The organism is Actinosynnema sp. NPDC002837 (genome assembly GCF_040295345.1).
GTDB lineage: Bacteria > Actinomycetota > Actinomycetes > Mycobacteriales > Pseudonocardiaceae > Actinosynnema.
Genome location: NZ_JBEOVG010000085.1, coordinates 22,872 through 40,157, shown reverse-complemented (window position 1 = coordinate 40,157; position 17,286 = coordinate 22,872). Strand labels below are relative to the sequence as shown.

Here is a 17,286-nt window from a genome sequence, read left to right as displayed (position 1 = left end):
GTGTGTCTCACACCCGTGTCCCCCACCTACCCCGGCCCCCCCCGCCCCGCCGCGGGGGGGGGGGCGGCCGTCCCCCCCGGGGGGGGGCCGCACCCGGCGCGGGCCGGCCCCCGGCCCCGAGGGCGATCACCCGTTCTTTTCCTTGTAGCGCTTGTGCGCGCCGTTGACCAGCTCGACGAGGTCGTTCGAGCCCTTGGCCTCCAACTCCTTGACGTAGGCGTCCCACGTGGAGAGGTCGCGCTGGCCGAGGATGAACTGCAGCGTCGACTGCGTGACGAAGTCCTTGAGCGGGCTCTCCAGCAGTGCGGCGCGCTCGCGCTCGTCCTCGTTCAGCGGCGCGGGCGGCGGCAGCGCCTCGACCTTCTTGTCGGCCATCGTCTTCTGGAAGGCGACCTCCTCCTCGGTGAACATCGACTGCAGCAGCTCGGTGGAGCCGCCGTAGTAGAAGACACCGCCCTGGAAGCCGAAGTCGCGCTGGAGGTTCTTCGGCGCGCCGACGTTCATGCCGCCGAACGCCACCTCGGGCTTGAGCGTCCGCTTGCCGGAGGCGTCCTTGTCGTAGGTCGTGCCGTTCACGCCCCACTTGGTGAACTCCAGCGCCTCGTCGGAGTACCAGAGCCAGTCGATGAACTGCATCGTCGCCACGAACTTGTCGCTCTCGACCGCCTTCGCCGACACCATCAGGCCGTTCTCCAGGCGCGTGCCGCGGATGACGTTGCCCTTGGGCCCGGCGGGCAGCGGGATCTTCGCCACGGTCGCGCCGGGGATCTTGGAGACGTTCGGCCGGTAGTCGTTGATGATGTTCTGCGCGTTGCTGCTGATCGCGAACGACTTGCCGCTGGCGAACTTCTGGATCGCCGCGTCGTCCTTCTGCGTGAAGCTCTCCGGGTCCATCAGACCTTCGGCGACGAGCTTGTGGAAGAACTCGATCAGCTGCTTGTACTCCGGGGTCGCGCCGGTCAGCTCGTACTTCTGCGCGGACTCGTTCCAGATCGTGTTCTTGACGTAGCCCCAACCGGCCTGCGTGCCGAAGGTCTGGCCGGCGTAGTTGAGGATCGACTTGGCCTCGAAGCGGTCCGACAGCGGGTAGCTGTCCGGGTTCGCGGCCTTGATCGCCTTGAGGACGGTGTAGACCTCGTCCCAGTCCTTCGGCGCCTGCAGGTTCAGCCGCTTGAGCTCGTCGGTGCGGAACGCCAGCGTGTAGTCCTGCCACACCTTCTCGTGCATGCCGGGCAGCAGGTAGAACTTGCCGTCCTCCTGGCGCAGCGTGTTCAGCTCAGGCTGGAGCTTCCACCTCTCGACCTTGTCCTTGAAGTGCGGCATCAGGTCGATGTAGTCGCTCACCGGGAGGATCGCGCCGGAGGAGACGAACTGCTCCTCCTGACCCGGGTAGGTCTTGGAGATGATCGTCGGGGCGTCACCCGAGCTGATCAGCAGACCGCGCTTCTGGTCGTAGTCGCTGTAGGGCACGACCGTCGGCTTGATCGTGACGTTGGTCCGCTGGGTGATCTCCTTCCACAGCAGCCAGTCGTCCTTGATCGGGTAGTGCGACTGGTCGAGGTAGAGCAGGCTCACGTCGACCGGCTCGGTGGCCTTGAACTGCGCGCCTGCCTTGTAGTCGGCCATTGACGCGGTCTTCTTGCCGTCGAGGTTGACGCCACCGCCCGCGTCCCCGCCCTCCTCGCTGCACGCGGCCATGCTGATCACGAGGCTGCCGGCGACGGCAGTCAGAAGCGTTCGCTTCCATTTGGTTCGCATCGTGCTGTCTCCTCAGGTGGTTGACGCCGTCGTCAACTGGAGCGGATGCGCTACTGCTTGACCGCGCCGAGCATCACGCCCGACACGAAATAGCGCTGGATGAAGGGGTAAACGGCGACGATGGGCAGCACGGTCAGCACCATCGTCACGGCCTTGATGTTCGCGGAGATGGCCACCGCGTTGGTCTCGACCGCGCCGACCGACGTCGCCGAGGTGGCGCCGGCGATCATGTTCCGCAGGTACACCGTGACCGGGAACAGCTCCGAGCGGTCGAGGTAGAGGAAGGCCTGGAACCACGAGTTCCAGTTCGCCACCGCGTAGAAGAGGATCATCGTGGCGAGCACGGCCTTCGACAGCGGCAGCACGATCCGCAGCAGGATGCCGTAGGTGTTCAGGCCGTCGATCGCGGCGGCCTCCTCCAGTTCCGTCGGCAGGCTCTCGAAGAACGCCTTCATCACCAGCAGGTTGAACACGCTGATCGCGTTGGGCAGCACGATCGCCCAGATCGTGTTGGTCATCCCGAGCCCGTTGACCAGCACGTAGTTCGGGATCAGGCCGCCGTTGAAGAACATCGTGAACACCGCGATGCCGACCAGCAGGCCACGGCCCTTGAGCCGGTGCTTCGACAGCACGTAGGCGTAGATCGTGGTGAGCACGATCGAGATCGCGGTGGCCGTCACGGTGTAGACGACGGTGTTGAGGTAGCTGTTCCAGAAAGCCGGGTCGGACGCGACGAGCTTGTAGGTGTCGAGGTTGAAACCGCGCGGCACCAGGTTGACCTGGCCGGTGCGGATGTAGACCTCGCTGCTGAACGACTGCGCCACGATGTTGACGAACGGGTACAGCGTCACCGCGACCACGCCGAGCAGCAGCACGACGTTGACGACGCGGAAGACCCGGTAGCCGGGCGAGTCGTCCAGCGAGGTGCGGCGGGGCCCGGAGGGCTTGTCCAGCCGGTCGGCCAGGCGCGTCGGGTCGGTGGTCACCACAGGCTCGTCCCCACTGCTCGGCGCGAGATCGCGTTGGCGGACAGGATCAGCGTCAGGCCGATGATCGACTCGAACAGGCCGATCGCGGCGGCGTAGCTGAAGTTGTTGGACACCAGGCCGACCCGGTAGAGGTAGGTCGACACGACGTCCGCGGTGGGATAGGTCAGCGGGTTGTACAGCAGCAGGACCTTCTCGAACCCGACCGCCATGAACGTGCCGATGTTGAGGATCAGCAGCGTGATCATCGTGGGCCGGATGCCGGGCAGCGTCACGTGCCAGGTCTGCTGCCAGCGGTTGGCGCCGTCGATCCGGGCCGCCTCGTAGAGCTGCGAGTCGATCGTGGTCAGCGCGGCCAGGTAGAGGATCGTGCCCCAGCCGACGGTCTGCCAGACCTCCGAGGAGATGTAGATCGTGCGGAACCAGCTCGGGTCCTGGATGAAGGAGACCGCGTCGCCGCCGAACGCGCGGACGATCTGGTTGACCGTGCCCTCCAAGGACACCAGCTGCATGACCATGCCGGCCACGATCACGATCGACAGGAAGTGCGGCAGGTAGGACACCGTCTGCACGAACCGCTTGAAGTACCGCGAGCGGACCTCGTTGAGCAGCAGCGCCAGCACGATCGGCAGCGGGAACGCGAACAGCAGCGACAGCGCGCCGAGCACCATCGTGTTGCCGAAGACCTCCCAGAAGTTCGGGTCGTTGATGAACATCTTGACGTAGCGCAGGCCGACCCACGTCTCGCCGTAGATGCTGCCGCCCGGCACGAACTTGCGGAACGCGATCACGTTGCCGAGCATCGGCGCGTAGCGGAAGACCAGGAAGAACAGCAGCGGGACGATGACGAGCGTGTAGAGCTGCCAGTCCCGCTTCCAGGCCTTGCGCCACGTGGTCTTGTACCGGGACGTCCTGGGCGGTTTGGGGGGCTTCTTCGGCATCGCCTCGGCCGCCGGTTCGCTGATCTGGGTGGTCAAGCTCGTTCCACCTCCTCGTGGGTGACCGACACGGCGGTGAGCCAACACCGGGTGTGGTCGACTTCGCGCAGCGGGCCGACGAGCCTGAGGTCCACCGCTTCGTGCACGTCCGCGCTCGACCGGGACACGCGCAGCTGCACCGCGCCCGGTTCCACCACGCGCCTGCCGTCCCGGCCGGTGAACGACGTGACGTCGGCCGGCACGCGGAACGTGACGCGTGCCGACGCGCCACCGTCCAGCTCCACCCGCGCGTAGCCGATGAGCCGCACGACCGGGCGGGTCACCTGCGCGACGGGGTCGTGCAGGTACAGCTGCACCACGTCCGCGCCGGAACGCGTGCCGGGGTTGCGCACGTCCAGCTCGACCTCGACCTCGCCGTCGGTGGTCCACGGCCCGTCGCCGGGCACCAGGCGCACGGGCGACCAGGTGAACGCGTCGTAGCCGAGGCCGTGGCCGAACGGGAAGGCGTGCGTCGGGTCGACGTTGGACACCTCGGTGCGCCGGCCGAGCGGCGCCGACAGGTAGGTGCCGGGCTGGCCGGACGGGTCGTTCGGGATGCCGACGGGCAGCCGGCCGGACGGCGCGACCACGCCGGTCAGCACGTCCGCGAGCGCCCGCCCGCCGAGCTGCCCGGGGAAGAAGGCCTGCACGACCGCCGCCGCGCCCTCGGCCAGGTCGCCGATCGCGTACGGCCGTCCGGTGATCAGCAGCAGCACGACCGGCGTGCCGGTGGCGAGGACGGCGCGGACCAGGTCCGTCTGCGCGCCGGGCAGCCTCAGGTCGGTCGCGTCGCACCCCTCGCCCGACGTGCCGCGCCCGAACAGGCCCGCCCGGTCGCCGACGGCGACCACGCACACGTCCGCGTCCCGCGCCGCGGCCACCGCGGCCGCGATGTCGTCGGCGTCGGGCTCGGCGGAGACCTCGCAGCCCTTCGCGTGGGCGATCTCGCCGCCCAGCGCGTCGCGCAGCGAGGAGAGCACGGTCGGGATCTCCAGGCCGAGCCCGGCGTCCGGGTGGTGCACGCCGATGTGCGCGGGGAACGAGTAGCAGCCGAGCATCGCCATCGGGTCGTCGGCCAGCGGGCCGACCACCGCGAGCCGGACGTCCGGCCGCAGCGGCAGGACGCCGTCGTTGGCCAGCAGCACCACGGACTCGCGGGCCAGGCGGAGCGCGACGTCCTGCGCCTCGGGGGAGTCGAGCCGCAGGTCGTCGACGTGCTCCGGCAGCGGCGACCAGTCCGGGTCGAGCAGGCCGAGCTCGACCTTCTGGCGCAGCACCCGGCGCAACGCCCGGTCCACCAGGGCCTCGTCCACGTCGCCGCGCTCGACCGCCTCGCGCAACGGCGTGCCGTAGCAGCGCACGGTCGGCAGCTCGACGTCCACCCCGGCGGCGAGGGCCAGCGCGGCGGCGTGCGCCTCGTCCTCGGCCACGCCGTGCAGGGTCTGCAGGAACTTGATCGCGAAGTAGTCGGCGACCACCGTGCCGTCGAAGCCCCAGGTGTCGCGCAGCAGCGTGGTGAGCAGTCCGGCGTCGGCCGCGGACGGCAGGCCGTCGATCTCGGTGTAGGACTGCATGACCGACCGCACGCCGCCGTCGCGCACGGCCATCTCGAACGGCGGCAGGACCACGTCGGCGAACTCGCGCGGGCCGATGGCCACGGGCGCGAGGTTGCGCCCGGCGCGGGAGGCGGAGTAGCCGGCGAAGTGCTTGAGCGTGGCCACGATCCCCGACTGTTCCAGGCCGCGCACGTACGCCGTGGCGACCGTGCCCACGAGGTACGGGTCCTCGCCGATGGTCTCTTCGGTGCGGCCCCAGCGGTAGTCGCGGGTGACGTCCAGGACCGGCGCCAACCCCTGGTGCACGCCGGCCGCGCGCATCGAGGCGCCGATCAGGCCGGACATCTCGGCCACCAGGTCGGGGTCGAACGACGCGCCCCAGGCCGGCGGCGCGGGGTAGGCGGTCGCCTGCCAGGCGGCGAAGCCGGTGAGGCACTCCTCGTGCACCAGCGCCGGGATGCCGAACCGGTTGGCCTCGGCCACCTGCCGCTGCGACGCGGCCAGCGAGCGGGCGCCCGCCACCGGGTCGACCGGCCGGGTGCCGAACGGGCGGGTGAGCTGGCCGAGGCCGTGCGCGATGACGTCCGCCCAGACCACCGGCTCGCTGGTCATGTCGTGCTGGTGCGGTGCGACGCCGGCGCCGGAGGGGTCCGCGCCGACCCAGACGCCGACGAGCTGGGCCAGCTTCTCGTCGAGCGTCATCGCGTCGACCAGCGCGTCCACCCGTTCGGCGACCGGCCGGGAGGTGTCCCGCCACGTCGCGCTCGGCCGGTCGGCGGCAGTCGGGACGACGTCGCCTGCCGGCGTCGTCGCGACTTCCGTCGTCCTGTTCATCATCGACCAGGTACCCCCGCTCACGTCTTCGTGAAGACCGAAACTATCGATGTACTTTCCGACACGCCGATCTGGTGGGGAGACCGTAGGAGGATCTACTCAAGACGTCAACAGTCCGTGTCCTTCCTGTGTCTTCGCAGTTCACAGGTATGAACAGGGGCGAAAATCCGCCGGTTTACTGGACCGATCACGTCAAAGATGTACGCCGATAGCTGTCATGCTGGTGATCGGAAGGTCGAACCTTTACGCTCGGCCGTCGAAACTTTAGATCCGGTGCGGTGCGCGGACCGCGACGCGGACAGGGGGCAGCATGAGTTCGTCGACCGAGCGGGAGGCCGCCGGCGCCGTGCCGGAGAAGACGGTGAAGGGCGCGGCGTCGATCTCGTCCATCGCGGCCGAGGCGGGGGTGTCCATCCCGACCGTCTCGAAGGTCCTCAACGGACGGCCCGACGTCGCACCGGACACGCGTGCCCGCGTGGAGAGCATCATCGAACAGCACCGGTACCGACGACGACGAGCGCGCCAGTCGTCCCGGCCCGCGCTCATCGACCTGGTGTTCCACGAGATGCACTCGGCGTGGTCGACCGAGATCATCCGCGGCGTGGAGCTGGCCGCGGCGAACGAGCGCGCCGCCGTGGTGCTGTCCGAGCTCGGCGGCGAGCACCGGCCGCGCCGCGAGTGGTTCGACGACCTGCTGGCCCGCCGTCCGCTCGGCGTGATCCTGGTGCTGGCGGGGCTGGACGACGAGCAGCGCCGCCAGCTCGCCACGCGCAACATCCCGTTCGTGTTCGTGGACACCGCGGGCGAGCCGCCGCCCGGTGTGCCGACGGTGGGTTCGGCGAACTGGGCGGGCGGCCTGGCCGCGACCCGGCACCTGCTCGGGCTCGGCCACCGCCGGATCGCGGTCATCTCGGGGCCGACGACCATGCTGTGCAGCCGGGCCCGGGTCGACGGGTACCGCAGCGCGCTGGAGGACGCGGACGTCGTCGTGGACCCGGATTTCGTGCGGTACGGCGACTTCTACGTCCAGGGCGGGTACGGGCACGGCATGGAGCTGCTGAGCAGGCCCGACCCGCCGACCGCGATCTTCGCGGGCTCCGACTTCCAGGCGCTGGGCGTGATGCGGGCGGCGCGGGAGCTCGGGCTGTCGGTGCCGGACGACCTGTCGATCGTCGGCTACGACGACCTCTCGGTGACCGAGTGGATAGGGCCTCCGCTGACCACCGTGCGGCAGCCGTTGCGCGAGATGGCGACCACGGCCGCGCACATGGTGTTCAGCCTGGCGCGCGGCGAGCGCCCGCCGAACGAGCGCATAGACCTCGCCACGGAACTCGTGGTGCGGGAGAGCACCTGCCCGCCGCGGGCCCGCTGACCACCGACGTCGGCCGGCCGGCGTTCGCGGCCGGCCGTGAAGGCGAGCGGACCGCGTCCGCCGTCACCCGGTGCCGGACCGGCCCGCGCCGTCCGGCGCCTCGGCCTGCCCGTCCGCTTGGCCGAGGGTCTCCAGCAGCCGCGCCCGGGCCGCCTCCAGCCGGGCGGCGTAGTCCGGTGCGAAGACCTCGACCAGCGAGGTCTCCAACGTCCCGGCGATCCGGTGCAGCGGCGACCAGACCGCGCGGTCCTGGTTCACCAACCCGTCGAACGCCGCCGTGCCCATCATCGTGTCCAGCCAGTCCGACAAGACCAGCGCCTCGTCACGGCTCAGCCTGATCGTGAACTCGTCCTCCGTCACCGCACGGACGTTATCCCGGATCGAGGCGACATCCGTGCTCGGAGCGGTCAGCGCAGTGGCGTGTGCGCCGGGTCGACCCGTTCGCCGTCGCGGACGGGTCCCGGCGGCGTGCCGTCGCCGAAGGGCCGCCCGCCGAGCGCTTCGCGGCCGTGCGGCGTGACCCAGCCGGACAGGTCCGGCCCGGCGGGCACGATCCCGCTCGGGTTGATGTCCTTGTGCACGACGTAGTAGTGCTGCTTGATCTGGGCGAAGTCGATCGTGTCGCCGAAGCCGGGCGTCTGGAACAGGTCGCGGGCGTAGGCCCACAGCACCGGCATCTCGGCCAGCTTGTTCCGGTTGCACTTGAAGTGGCCGTGGTAGACGGGGTCGAAGCGCGCCAGCGTGGTGAACAGGCGGACGTCGGCTTCGGTGATCGTGTCGCCGACGAGGTAGCGCCGGTCGCGCAGCCGGTCCTCCAGCCAGTCCAGGGCGTTCCACAGGCGGGTGTAGGCCTCGTCGTAGGCCTCCTGGGTGCCCGCGAACCCGCACCGGTAGACGCCGTTGTTGACCTCGGTGAAGACGCGCTCGTTGACCGCTTCGATCTCGTCGCGGTGGCGCTGGGGCAGCAGGTCCGGCGCGCCGTCGCGGTGGTGCTCGCGCCACTCGGTGGACAGGTCGAGCGTGATCTGCGGGAAGTCGTTGGTCACCACCGCGCCGGTCGTCGTGTCGACGATGGCCGGCACCGTGATCCCGCGCGGGTATTCGGGGTCCCGCTTGAAGTACGCCTCCTGCAACCGCTCGATCCCCAGCACGGGATCCCGCCCACCGGGATCGAGGTCGAACGTCCACGACCGCTCGTCGTGCGTGGGCCCGGGCGTCCCCAGTGAGAGCGCGTCCTCCAACCCCAACAACCGCCGCACGATGATCGACCGGTTCGCCCAGGGACAAGCCCGAGCCGCCACCAACCGGTAGCGCCCACCGACGACCGGAAACCCGTCCCGCCCGTCCGCCGTGATCCGGGTCGTGATGTACCGCGTGTCGCGGGTGTACTCCTTTCCCTTGACGGAGTACGTCCCACCTCGCCGGTGCTCGGGATTCCCGCCGGTCGCCGAAGTATCGCTCACCTTCCCGAGCCTACGTCCCCACCGCGCCCCCGTCTTGTCACGCGGGGTGGACCGTGAGGCTGGTCAGGGAGGCTTGGTCAGGATGCCAGTCGGCGGTCGCCACGGCGACGTACCTGGCCGTGGTGTCGAACGTCAGGTGGGCGCGGTGGTGGCGGGGGATCGGGGTCGGTTCGCCGTACGTACGGCCGTCGGTGCTCGTGGAGATGGTGCAGGCGGGGACTTGGCCGGCGGTCCAGGTCAGGTCGACGCCGGTGATCGGGTGGAGCGCACCGAGGTCGACCACCATCCGGCCCGCCGGTCCCGGTGTCCAGGCCGTGTCCGGGTCGTCGTCCACGGCGGCGGACGGGTCCGACATGCCCGGTGGCAGGGGAGAGGTGGGGTAGGTGGTCCGGCCCAGCGCGAGGTCGGTGAGGGGGTAAGGGCGGGCGTGCGGGATGGTCACGTCACGCCGCACGCGTGGGGGCAGGGTGATCGGGACGCGGTGGCCCTCGGCGGACACCAGGGTCAGCCGGGCGACCCGGCCGGAGCCGGTCAGGGTGAGCTGGGCGCCGTTGTGCACGACCGCCGTCACGCCGATCGGCACGTCGCCTTCCAGGGTGAACCGGGGCGGCTCGACGCGGGCTGTCGCGGGGGCCAGGTGCAGGTCGTAGTCGGTGCCCGTCGCGGTCACGACCTGGTGGCCGACGTAGAGGCGCAGCGCGCCGAGGTTCTGGCGGAGGGACACCTTGCCGGCGGCTGGCGCGTCGGAGAGGTTGAACAGGCTCAGGTAGCCGTCGGCCGCACTGGCGCGGACGGTGGCGGGGGAGCAGACCGGTGCACCCGCCGCGGCCGCCGCGGGCAGGTCGGGCGGTCGGACGTAGCCCTCGACCACCATGCCGGCGGCCGGCCCGTCGGACAGCACCACGGTGTCACCGGTGACCGTGATCGGGTTCGGCGACCCGTGCACGACGAAACCCGCGCGCCCGTCCACGTCCAGCCAGCCGCCCGTGCTGCGCAGGTCCGGCCTCGGGTACTCCGCCACCGTCGACCACGTCACGCCGTCCGCTGACGCCTCCACCCGGTACGCCCGCCCGGCCGCCGCCTCCCAGTACAGCCGCACCCGGTCCACCGCCACCTGGCCGCCGAGGTCCACCGCGAGCCGGCTGTCGGCCCGACCCCGCTCCGCCCGCGACACCGCCCACCGCGTGGTGTGGCTGCCGTCCGTGGCCGACCCGGGCTCACGGCCGGTGTCCCAGGACGATGCCGTCGTGGCCCGGCCGCGCGCCAGGTCCGGCCCCTCCCCGGCCCGCACCTCCAGCGTGAACAGCGAGTACCCGTAGGTCGGATGGGGCGAGACGCCGACCACGCGCACGTGCCGCGCGGTCACCGGGCCGAACACCAGGTCGTCCACCCGCGCGACACCGGCGACGCGGGAATCCGCGGACGCCACGGTGACGACACCCTCGGCCGCCCGGTACGTGCGCGAACCGTCGAGCCCCGGCACGCCCGGCATGGTCAGGTTGTGCACGTCCACCCGACCCTCGCCGGCCGCCAGGCCCGACGTCGCGTAGACGACCGTGCCGGTGGGCAGGGTCGCGGCGCCGACGTGACCACCGGCGAACGCCAGCAGGCTCGCCGTGCCGTCGAACCCGTCGCGAACCCGTTGGTACACCACGACCGAACGCCCGCGGACGGCCGACGACGTCGACGGCACGAGCATGGGCGTGTCGCCGCTGACCACGAACAGCCAGTCGTCGTGCCCCGGCTGCCAGGCGACCTTGACGTACCCGGCCTTGGTGACCGTCCCAGCCCACGCGCGGGCCGCCTGGTGCGCCACCAGACCGGGCCCGACGCCGTAGTCCGCGACGCCGGCCGCCGCGGCGAAGAACTCCTCCTCCGACACCGGCTCCACCACCGGCCCGGTGCGACCGCGCCACTCGTGCAGCAGGTAGCTGATCGCCAGCTCCGCCCGCGCCTCCGGCTCGTACTTCGCCTCACCGGAGAACTTCGCCAGCCGGTGCACCGGCGGGTAGGCCTGGTACGCGACCAGCCGTGACGCCAGCGCCGCCTCCGCGCGGGCCGCCAGCCGGTCGCCCAGCACCTGCGAGCGGAACGCCAGCGGGATCACGTCACGGCCGTAGAGGTGTTCCCGGTCGTCGACCATCGGCATCAGCGGCTCGCCCGCGTCGCTCATCGTGGCCAGGATCGTGCGCCACAGCCGCTCGCCGTTGGGCTGCGCGGTCAGCACCTCCGGCAGCGGCGTGCCGGCCAGCAGGAAGTGCACCGCGTTGCGGCCGGACGTGCGCCACAGCTCTTCCTGGTAGTGCGGCCCGTACGAGCCGTGGTTCTCCACGATGAACGTGTCGTGCGCGTTCGCGGCGGTGTTCGCCGAGACCGGCACGCCGTCCACCACCGACGGGTTGGCCAGGTCGGCGGCCGGCAACCCGGCCTCGTTGCGGCTCCACCGGCCGAACGCATCACGCCACGCGCCGGCGCCCGGGTCGTCGGCCGCCCACGCGAGCCCCGGTGCGAGGGCCTGCGTGTAGACGCCCATCTCCTCGAGCTTCGTGTCACCCCGGTACCCGCCGGTGAGCCCGTTGGGCGTCCACCCGCCCGAACGCGGGTCGTTCCCCGTGCCGAGCGCGGCCGTGTACGCCGCCTGACCACGCGCGATCACGTCGACGGCGGCACGCGTCGCCGGGTCGAGGCCGGCCCACAGCAGGCGTGCGGCGAGCACGAAGTAGGACTGGAACGTGGTGTCCCAGAACAACGTCTTGCCCCACTCCGCGCCGCCCGCCAGCACGTTGCTCGCAGCGAAGTGCCGGATCGTGTCCACGGTGTGCGCGTGCAGCACCGACTTCGCCACGCCGGTGAGCTCGGCGTCGTAGTCGCCCCTGGTCAGCAGGACCGCGTTGCCCAGCACGACGGCGAACCCGAAGTCCGTCCGCCGGTACCGGCCCGCCACCGGGTCGTACTGCTGCTCGGCCCACCTCGTGTGGCGCGACAACACCTCGTAGTACACCCGCGCCACCGAATCGACCTCGACCGGGGACTCGGCGAACGCGAGCCGGGGCGCCAGCGTCAACGCGCCGCCGACACCCACCGCCCGCAGCAACTGGCGACGGTTGATCCTCATGCCCGCAATCCCTCTCACGCGCAGGCCAACCGGGCGTCGGCCCAGTCGGCGTGGTCGAAGTTGCGGCCGTCGCCGCCGTCGGTCACGCGGAGTTCGAGCATCCGGACACCGGCGGTGTCCACCGTGATCGGCCGGCCCGGGTCCCCGCCGCGCAGCACGCCGCTGTCGTGCAGCAGCCGGTCGTCGCCGAAGACCTGGAACACCACCGAGCCCGGCGACGTGGTCTCGTCGTCCAGGCCGATCACGGCGGTCAGCGTCCGGCACCCGCCGCCCAGGTAGACCGACAGCGCGGACGGCGCGTGCACGCCGACGCCCTTGCCGTACACGACGCCGCCGATGGTCAACGGGTTGCCGTCACCACCGGCGTTCTCGCCGTTGGACCGGTCCCGCTCGACCGGGCCCCAGCCGTTGCCCTCGCTCATGAACGGCAGGTCGCTCACGTACGGCTCGCCGGTCGGCACGGGCGGCGGCACGAACGCGCGCACCGCCCGCTCCACGTGCACCCGGGCGTGCCCCGGCGCGCGGAACTCCGCGAACACCGGCACGTCCACCGCGCCCACCGGGCTGTCGTCACCCACCCGCACCGTCCACCGACCGGTCAGCGCCTCGCCCGGCCGCAGGGCGCGTCGCTCGACCGGCGCGCCGGTCACGGTCCAGCCCTCGGGCGCCGCCGCCGTCAGCACGACGTCCTCGATCGCGGCCTCGGCCGTGAAGGTGCCCGTGACCTCGAACGTCGACCCCTTCACCGCGTCCACGACCTCGGAAGGAGTGACCGCGAGCGTGGTGGCGGGCACCGGCACGACCGGCCGGTCGCACGTCAGCATCCCCGGCAGGTACGGGCAGATCACCGCCGCGAACCCGCCGTTGCGCGGCACCGCGACCTCCAGCGCCGCGGACGACCGCGCGATCCGGGCGTCCCGCCGCACGTCACCGCGGCCCTCGCCGTCCCGCACCACCTCGACCAGCCACTGCCCGCCGCCCAGGAACCCCAGTGACGCCCGCAGCGTGCGCGGGTCACCGGCCGCCACCGCGCCGACGAACCAGCGGTCGCCGGACCGCCGCGCCACCACCGCGTGATCGGACGGGTCGCCGCCCAGCACGCGGGTCTCGTCCCACACCGTCGGCACCTGGCTCAGGTACCGCAACGCCTCCGGGAACCGCTCGTAGGCCTCCGGCTTGTCGGCGAAGTGCGTCCACCCCGACTCGTACAGCACCGGCAGCGCGACCTCGTGGGCGACCGACGCCTCCTTCGTGCCGACCTCCAGCGACACCGGCGTGTAGTCCATCGACCCGACCGCGTTCCGGGTGAAGAACTGCACCGGGTTGTTCGCCGCCGGCGGGAAGTTCTCCGCGCCGCGCACGGCCTCCATCGTCATCACGTGCGGCCACGTCCGGGCCAGGCCGTGCGGGATGGTCGAGCCGTGGAAGTTCACCATCAGGCGCAGCTCGGCGGTCTTCGCCAGCACCGCGTCGTACCACTGGTAGCGGGCCCGGGAGTCGGACTCCATGAAGTCGAGCTTCACGCCGCGCACACCCCACTGGCGCACCCTGGGCAGCACGGTGTCGCGCTCGGCCTCCGTGTCCAGCGCGGTCCAGTGGAACCACAGCAGCACCTCGACGCCCTTGGCGCGGGCGTACCGGACCAGCTCCGGCACCCACGCGTCGCGCCACCCCTCGTCCACCAGCACGTACTCCCAGCCGTGGCGGGCGGCGAAGTCCACGTACCGCTTCTGCCGCTCGAAGTCGCCGGGGCTTCCGTGCTCGCTCAGCCACGACCACGCGACCTTGCCCGGCCGCACCCACGACGTGTCGGTGAACCTGGCGGGCGAGGCGAGGTCGTCCACCAGGGTCGACTCGCCGACGGTCGCGAGGGAGCCCACGATCGCGGTGCGCCAAGGCGTGCGCGAGACGTCCGCGACCTGCTCGTCCGCGAGCACGACCCGGTAGTCGGGCGACCCGGCGGCGTGCCGCAACCGGCTGCCCGGGTACCGGCCGTCCACATCGGACTCGGTGAGCAGCGCGTAGTCGTCGCCCACCCGGAACAGCGAGGGGTAGCCGTACTCGCCCTCCGCCGCGCCGGCGGCCGTCGTGCGCACGCGGTTGGCCTCGTACCAGGCGTTGTAGGGCAGCAGCCAGGCCGGGGCGTCCGCCGGCAGCCGGAACGACGACGCCTCGCCGGTCACCGTGACGGTGTCCGGCACGACGTACCGGTAGGCCACGCCGTCCGCCGCGACCCGCACCACCAGGTCCAGCCGCGCCCCGCCGGCGCCCGCGAAAGTCAGCACGGTCTCGGTCATCCGGGTCTGCCGCTGCAGCCGCTTGCCGGTGGTCATCGCGTACCGCTCGGTCACGAGCCGGTCCGCGCGGCCGACCGCCCGCAGGTCCCTGGTCAGGTCGGCCTCGCTGGTGCGCAGCCCGATCGGTGACGGTGCCAGCACCGTGCGGCCCTGCCGGGAGACGGCGAACGCCAGCCCGCCGGTGCCGGGGTCGAGGGTCACGTGCGCGGCCACGGCGGCGGAGCCGGGCGCGGTGATCACCCACTCGCCGGGCGCCGCCGACGCGGGCGCGACGGGCACGAGGACCGAACCGAGGACGGCGAAGAGGGCCAAGAGCCGCACCGTGATGACGCGGCGAAGCGATGACATCGTTGTCAACTCCCAATGCTGGTCGCGCCGGATGACTGGGACCGCCATCGTCAGCGCCCGACGAGAGAGCGGTCAAGGTCATCGACCGGACAGGTTTTGTCCTGGTGCGGGCCTTGACACGGGGTGGGGCGGCACGCTGCGGGCGGCCGGCTCTGGCAGGCTGCCGCACAGGCGCCGCAGGGCGCGACGCGGTGGAGGGATGGGGAGACGTGAGCGCTGAAGACCGCCGCTGGACCGATCGCGGTCAGGCCGTCGGGCACGGGGTGACCTGGCTGGCGCGGTGGAGCGCCCGCCTGGCGCTGGTCGCGATCGGCTTCTGGCTGCTGTGGACGCTGATCGGCAGGCTGTGGGTCGTGGTGATGCCGGTCCTGCTCGGCCTGCTGATCACCACCGTGCTGTGGCCGCCCGCCCGCTGGCTGCGCTCGCGCGGTGTGCCCGCCGCGCTGGCCGCCACGATCGTGCTGCTCGCCGGGCTGATCGTGCTCGGCGGCGTGGTGGCCCTGATCACGACGTCGATCGCGTCCGGCGTGCCCGAGATCGCCGACAGCGCGACCCGCGCCCTGCAACAGGCCCTCGACTGGGCGGCCGGCCCGCCGCTCAACATCGGCGAGGGCCAGCTCGACCAGTTGCTGCAACAGGGCATCGACCAGTTGCGGTCCAGCGTCGGGTCGATCGCGAACAGCCTGCTCACCGGGGTCGGCACGGTGACCTCCGGCCTGGTCACCGGCATCGTCGCGCTGCTGCTGGCGTTCCTGTTCGTCAAGGACGGGCCGCGGTTCACGCCGTGGCTGCGCGGCGTGATCGGCGAGCGCGCCGGCGGGCACGTGACCGTCGTGCTGGAGCGGGTCTGGACGACGTTGGGCGACTTCATCCGCACCCAGGCGGTGGTGAGCCTGGTGGACGCGGTGCTGATCGGCCTCGGCCTCGTGGTGCTCGGCGTGCCGCTGGCCGTGCCGCTGGCGGCGCTGACGTTCCTCGGCGGGTTCGTGCCGATCGTCGGCGCGTTCATCGCGGGCGCCCTGGCCGTCCTGGTCGCGTTGGTCAGCAACGGCCCGACGACCGCGCTGATCATGCTGGTCATCGTGGTGGTGGTGCAGCAGGTGGAGGGCAACGTGCTCCAGCCGGTGCTCCAGTCGCGGAGCCTGCGGCTGCACGCGGCCGTCGTGCTGCTGGCCGTCACGGCGGGCAGCACCCTCTACGGCATCGCGGGCGCGTTCCTCGCCGTGCCGGTCGTGGCAGCCGTGGCGGTCGTGCTGCGCTACCTGGGCGAGGTCATCGACCGGGGTTCCGCGCCGCCGCCCGCCGTCCCGGACCGACCGGACGAACAGGACCGCGAACAGGACCGCGTGCCGGACGCGGAGCCGCCACGATCCTGAACGCACGGCCCGCTGCGGCACGCCGCAGCGGGCCGGCCTCCCTCCGTCGGCCGAGTGGGTGGTGTTCCGCCGCGGTGAGGTCCGGGTCGGACGCGTCGCCGTTCGCGATCTCGCGGTCGGCCCCCCGACGAGCGGTATCCGCGGCGAACACCGTCGCTATCATGCGCGGATGCTCCGACGCACATACGACGACCAGGTCTGCTCCATCGCGCGCGCCCTCGAGGTCGTCGGCGAGCGCTGGACGCTGTTGATCGTGCGGGACGCCGTGGCCGGTGTCACCCGCTTCGACGGGTTCCTCCAGCGCATGCCGATCGCGCGCAACGTGCTCAGCGACCGCCTCACCGGCCTGGTCGAGCACGGTGTGCTGGAACGCGTGCTCTACCAGGACCGGCCGCCGCGCCACGAGTACCGGCTCACCGCCAAGGGACGCGAGCTGACGCCGGTGCTCCTGTCGCTCATGGAGTGGGGCGACCGCTACATGCCCGAGGCGGACGGACCGCCCGCCGTGACCGAGCACGCGGGCTGCGGCGGCGTCGTCCACACGCGGATGGTCTGCGACCGCTGCGAGCAGGAGGTCGCACCCGGCGTGGTGGTCAAGCGGTCAGAGGGCGCTGCCACAGCACCAGGACCGGCGGCACGATGAGCTCGATCGCCAGCAGGACCAGCATCATCGCGTGCGGCTGACCGACCGCCAGCCACGACGCGATCCGCGCCAGACCGCCGACGAACACGGCCGCGCTGACGAAGCGCAGCACCGTCGTGGCCTCCCGGACGCGCGGCACGACGGACAGCAGCGCCACCCCGATCGCCAGCCACATCGCGGCGAAGAACCGGTAGTTGCTGTCCAGCGTCGGCTCCGGCCGCGGGCCGCCCGGCAGCAGCACGGTCGGACCCAGCACGACCTCCAGCAACCCGGTGCCCGCGACGAACAGCCCGAGCACCACCAGCACCGCTTGGAACGCCTTCATCCCGACCCCCGTCGCACCTGGCGCGTGAACCCTCCGCCGGACCTCAGGACACCGTGCGGCGACAGCGGATCCGCGCTTGGACGATCAAGCCCCCGGCGCGACGGTACCACCGGGTAACTTAAAGGGCCGGTCGTGTCGATCAGGTGGCGCGGAGTGACGATCCGGTGCCCGCCAGGCACGCGGCCGCGTCTAGGATTCGGTCCGCCGAGGCGTGGACCGACGGTGTCCGGCTGATG

The 17,286-nt window shown here is 71.7% G+C and carries 12 protein-coding genes; 3 read left to right on the top strand and 9 right to left on the bottom strand.

Translation table 11 applies throughout. From position 1 onward, the window contains the following. Positions 1-126: 126 nt before the first annotated feature. The 4 genes from ABTZ99_RS36285 to ABTZ99_RS36270 are packed head-to-tail and all read right to left on the bottom strand — an operon-like array spanning position 127 to position 6,111. Positions 127-1,758 carry an ABC transporter substrate-binding protein gene (locus ABTZ99_RS36285; RefSeq protein ID WP_499617751.1) on the bottom strand — a complete coding sequence of 544 codons (1,632 nt, stop codon included), beginning with the start codon at positions 1,756-1,758 and terminating at the stop codon, positions 127-129. A 50-nt stretch (positions 1,759-1,808) separates the two neighbouring features. After that, on the bottom strand, positions 1,809-2,744 hold the full coding sequence (locus ABTZ99_RS36280; protein ID WP_498780224.1) for a carbohydrate ABC transporter permease: 936 nt from the start codon (positions 2,742-2,744) through the stop codon (positions 1,809-1,811). Next, positions 2,741-3,721, bottom strand: coding sequence for an ABC transporter permease (locus ABTZ99_RS36275; protein WP_499617750.1), 981 nt, complete (start codon positions 3,719-3,721; stop codon positions 2,741-2,743). The genes ABTZ99_RS36280 and ABTZ99_RS36275 overlap by 4 nt, the downstream gene beginning before the upstream one ends. Beyond that, positions 3,718-6,111, bottom strand: coding sequence for a beta-xylosidase/alpha-l-arabinosidase (locus ABTZ99_RS36270; RefSeq protein WP_499617749.1), 2,394 nt, complete (start codon positions 6,109-6,111; stop codon positions 3,718-3,720). The genes ABTZ99_RS36275 and ABTZ99_RS36270 overlap by 4 nt, the downstream gene beginning before the upstream one ends. 310 nt (positions 6,112-6,421) lie before the next feature. Here ABTZ99_RS36270 and ABTZ99_RS36265 point away from each other — a divergent pair, with 310 nt between their 5' ends. Next, positions 6,422-7,483 carry a LacI family DNA-binding transcriptional regulator gene (locus ABTZ99_RS36265; RefSeq protein ID WP_498780219.1) on the top strand — a complete coding sequence of 354 codons (1,062 nt, stop codon included), beginning with the start codon at positions 6,422-6,424 and terminating at the stop codon, positions 7,481-7,483. Positions 7,484-7,546: 63 nt separating this feature from the next. Here ABTZ99_RS36265 and ABTZ99_RS36260 read toward each other — a convergent pair whose 3' ends face one another. The 4 genes from ABTZ99_RS36260 to ABTZ99_RS36245 all read right to left on the bottom strand — a co-directional run bounded on the left by ABTZ99_RS36260 (position 7,547) and on the right by ABTZ99_RS36245 (position 14,706). Next, positions 7,547-7,843, bottom strand: a complete 297-nt coding sequence (locus tag ABTZ99_RS36260; RefSeq protein ID WP_498780217.1) for a hypothetical protein — start codon at positions 7,841-7,843, stop codon at positions 7,547-7,549. Between the two features lie 47 nt (positions 7,844-7,890). Beyond that, positions 7,891-8,850 (bottom strand): glutathione S-transferase family protein, encoded by a 960-nt coding sequence (locus ABTZ99_RS36255; protein ID WP_499617752.1) that lies wholly within the window; start codon positions 8,848-8,850, stop codon positions 7,891-7,893. Positions 8,851-8,983: 133 nt separating this feature from the next. Continuing rightward, positions 8,984-12,061 carry a discoidin domain-containing protein gene (locus ABTZ99_RS36250; RefSeq protein ID WP_499617748.1) on the bottom strand — a complete coding sequence of 1,026 codons (3,078 nt, stop codon included), beginning with the start codon at positions 12,059-12,061 and terminating at the stop codon, positions 8,984-8,986. Positions 12,062-12,075: 14 nt separating this feature from the next. Then, positions 12,076-14,706 carry an NPCBM/NEW2 domain-containing protein gene (locus ABTZ99_RS36245; RefSeq protein WP_498780213.1) on the bottom strand — a complete coding sequence of 877 codons (2,631 nt, stop codon included), beginning with the start codon at positions 14,704-14,706 and terminating at the stop codon, positions 12,076-12,078. Between the two features lie 209 nt (positions 14,707-14,915). On the opposite strand from ABTZ99_RS36245, the gene ABTZ99_RS36240 reads away from it, so the two are divergent. Both ABTZ99_RS36240 and ABTZ99_RS36235 read left to right on the top strand, forming a co-directional pair. After that, on the top strand, positions 14,916-16,082 hold the full coding sequence (locus ABTZ99_RS36240) for an AI-2E family transporter (RefSeq protein ID WP_498780211.1): 1,167 nt from the start codon (positions 14,916-14,918) through the stop codon (positions 16,080-16,082). A gap of 169 nt (positions 16,083-16,251) precedes the next feature. Further along, positions 16,252-16,725 carry a winged helix-turn-helix transcriptional regulator gene (locus tag ABTZ99_RS36235; RefSeq protein ID WP_499617747.1) on the top strand — a complete coding sequence of 158 codons (474 nt, stop codon included), beginning with the start codon at positions 16,252-16,254 and terminating at the stop codon, positions 16,723-16,725. On the opposite strand, the gene ABTZ99_RS36230 is transcribed toward ABTZ99_RS36235, so the two are convergent. Continuing rightward, positions 16,676-17,050, bottom strand: coding sequence for a DUF4345 domain-containing protein (locus ABTZ99_RS36230; RefSeq protein ID WP_499617746.1), 375 nt, complete (start codon positions 17,048-17,050; stop codon positions 16,676-16,678). The genes ABTZ99_RS36235 and ABTZ99_RS36230 overlap by 50 nt on opposite strands. Between the last annotated feature and the right edge of the window lie 236 nt (positions 17,051-17,286).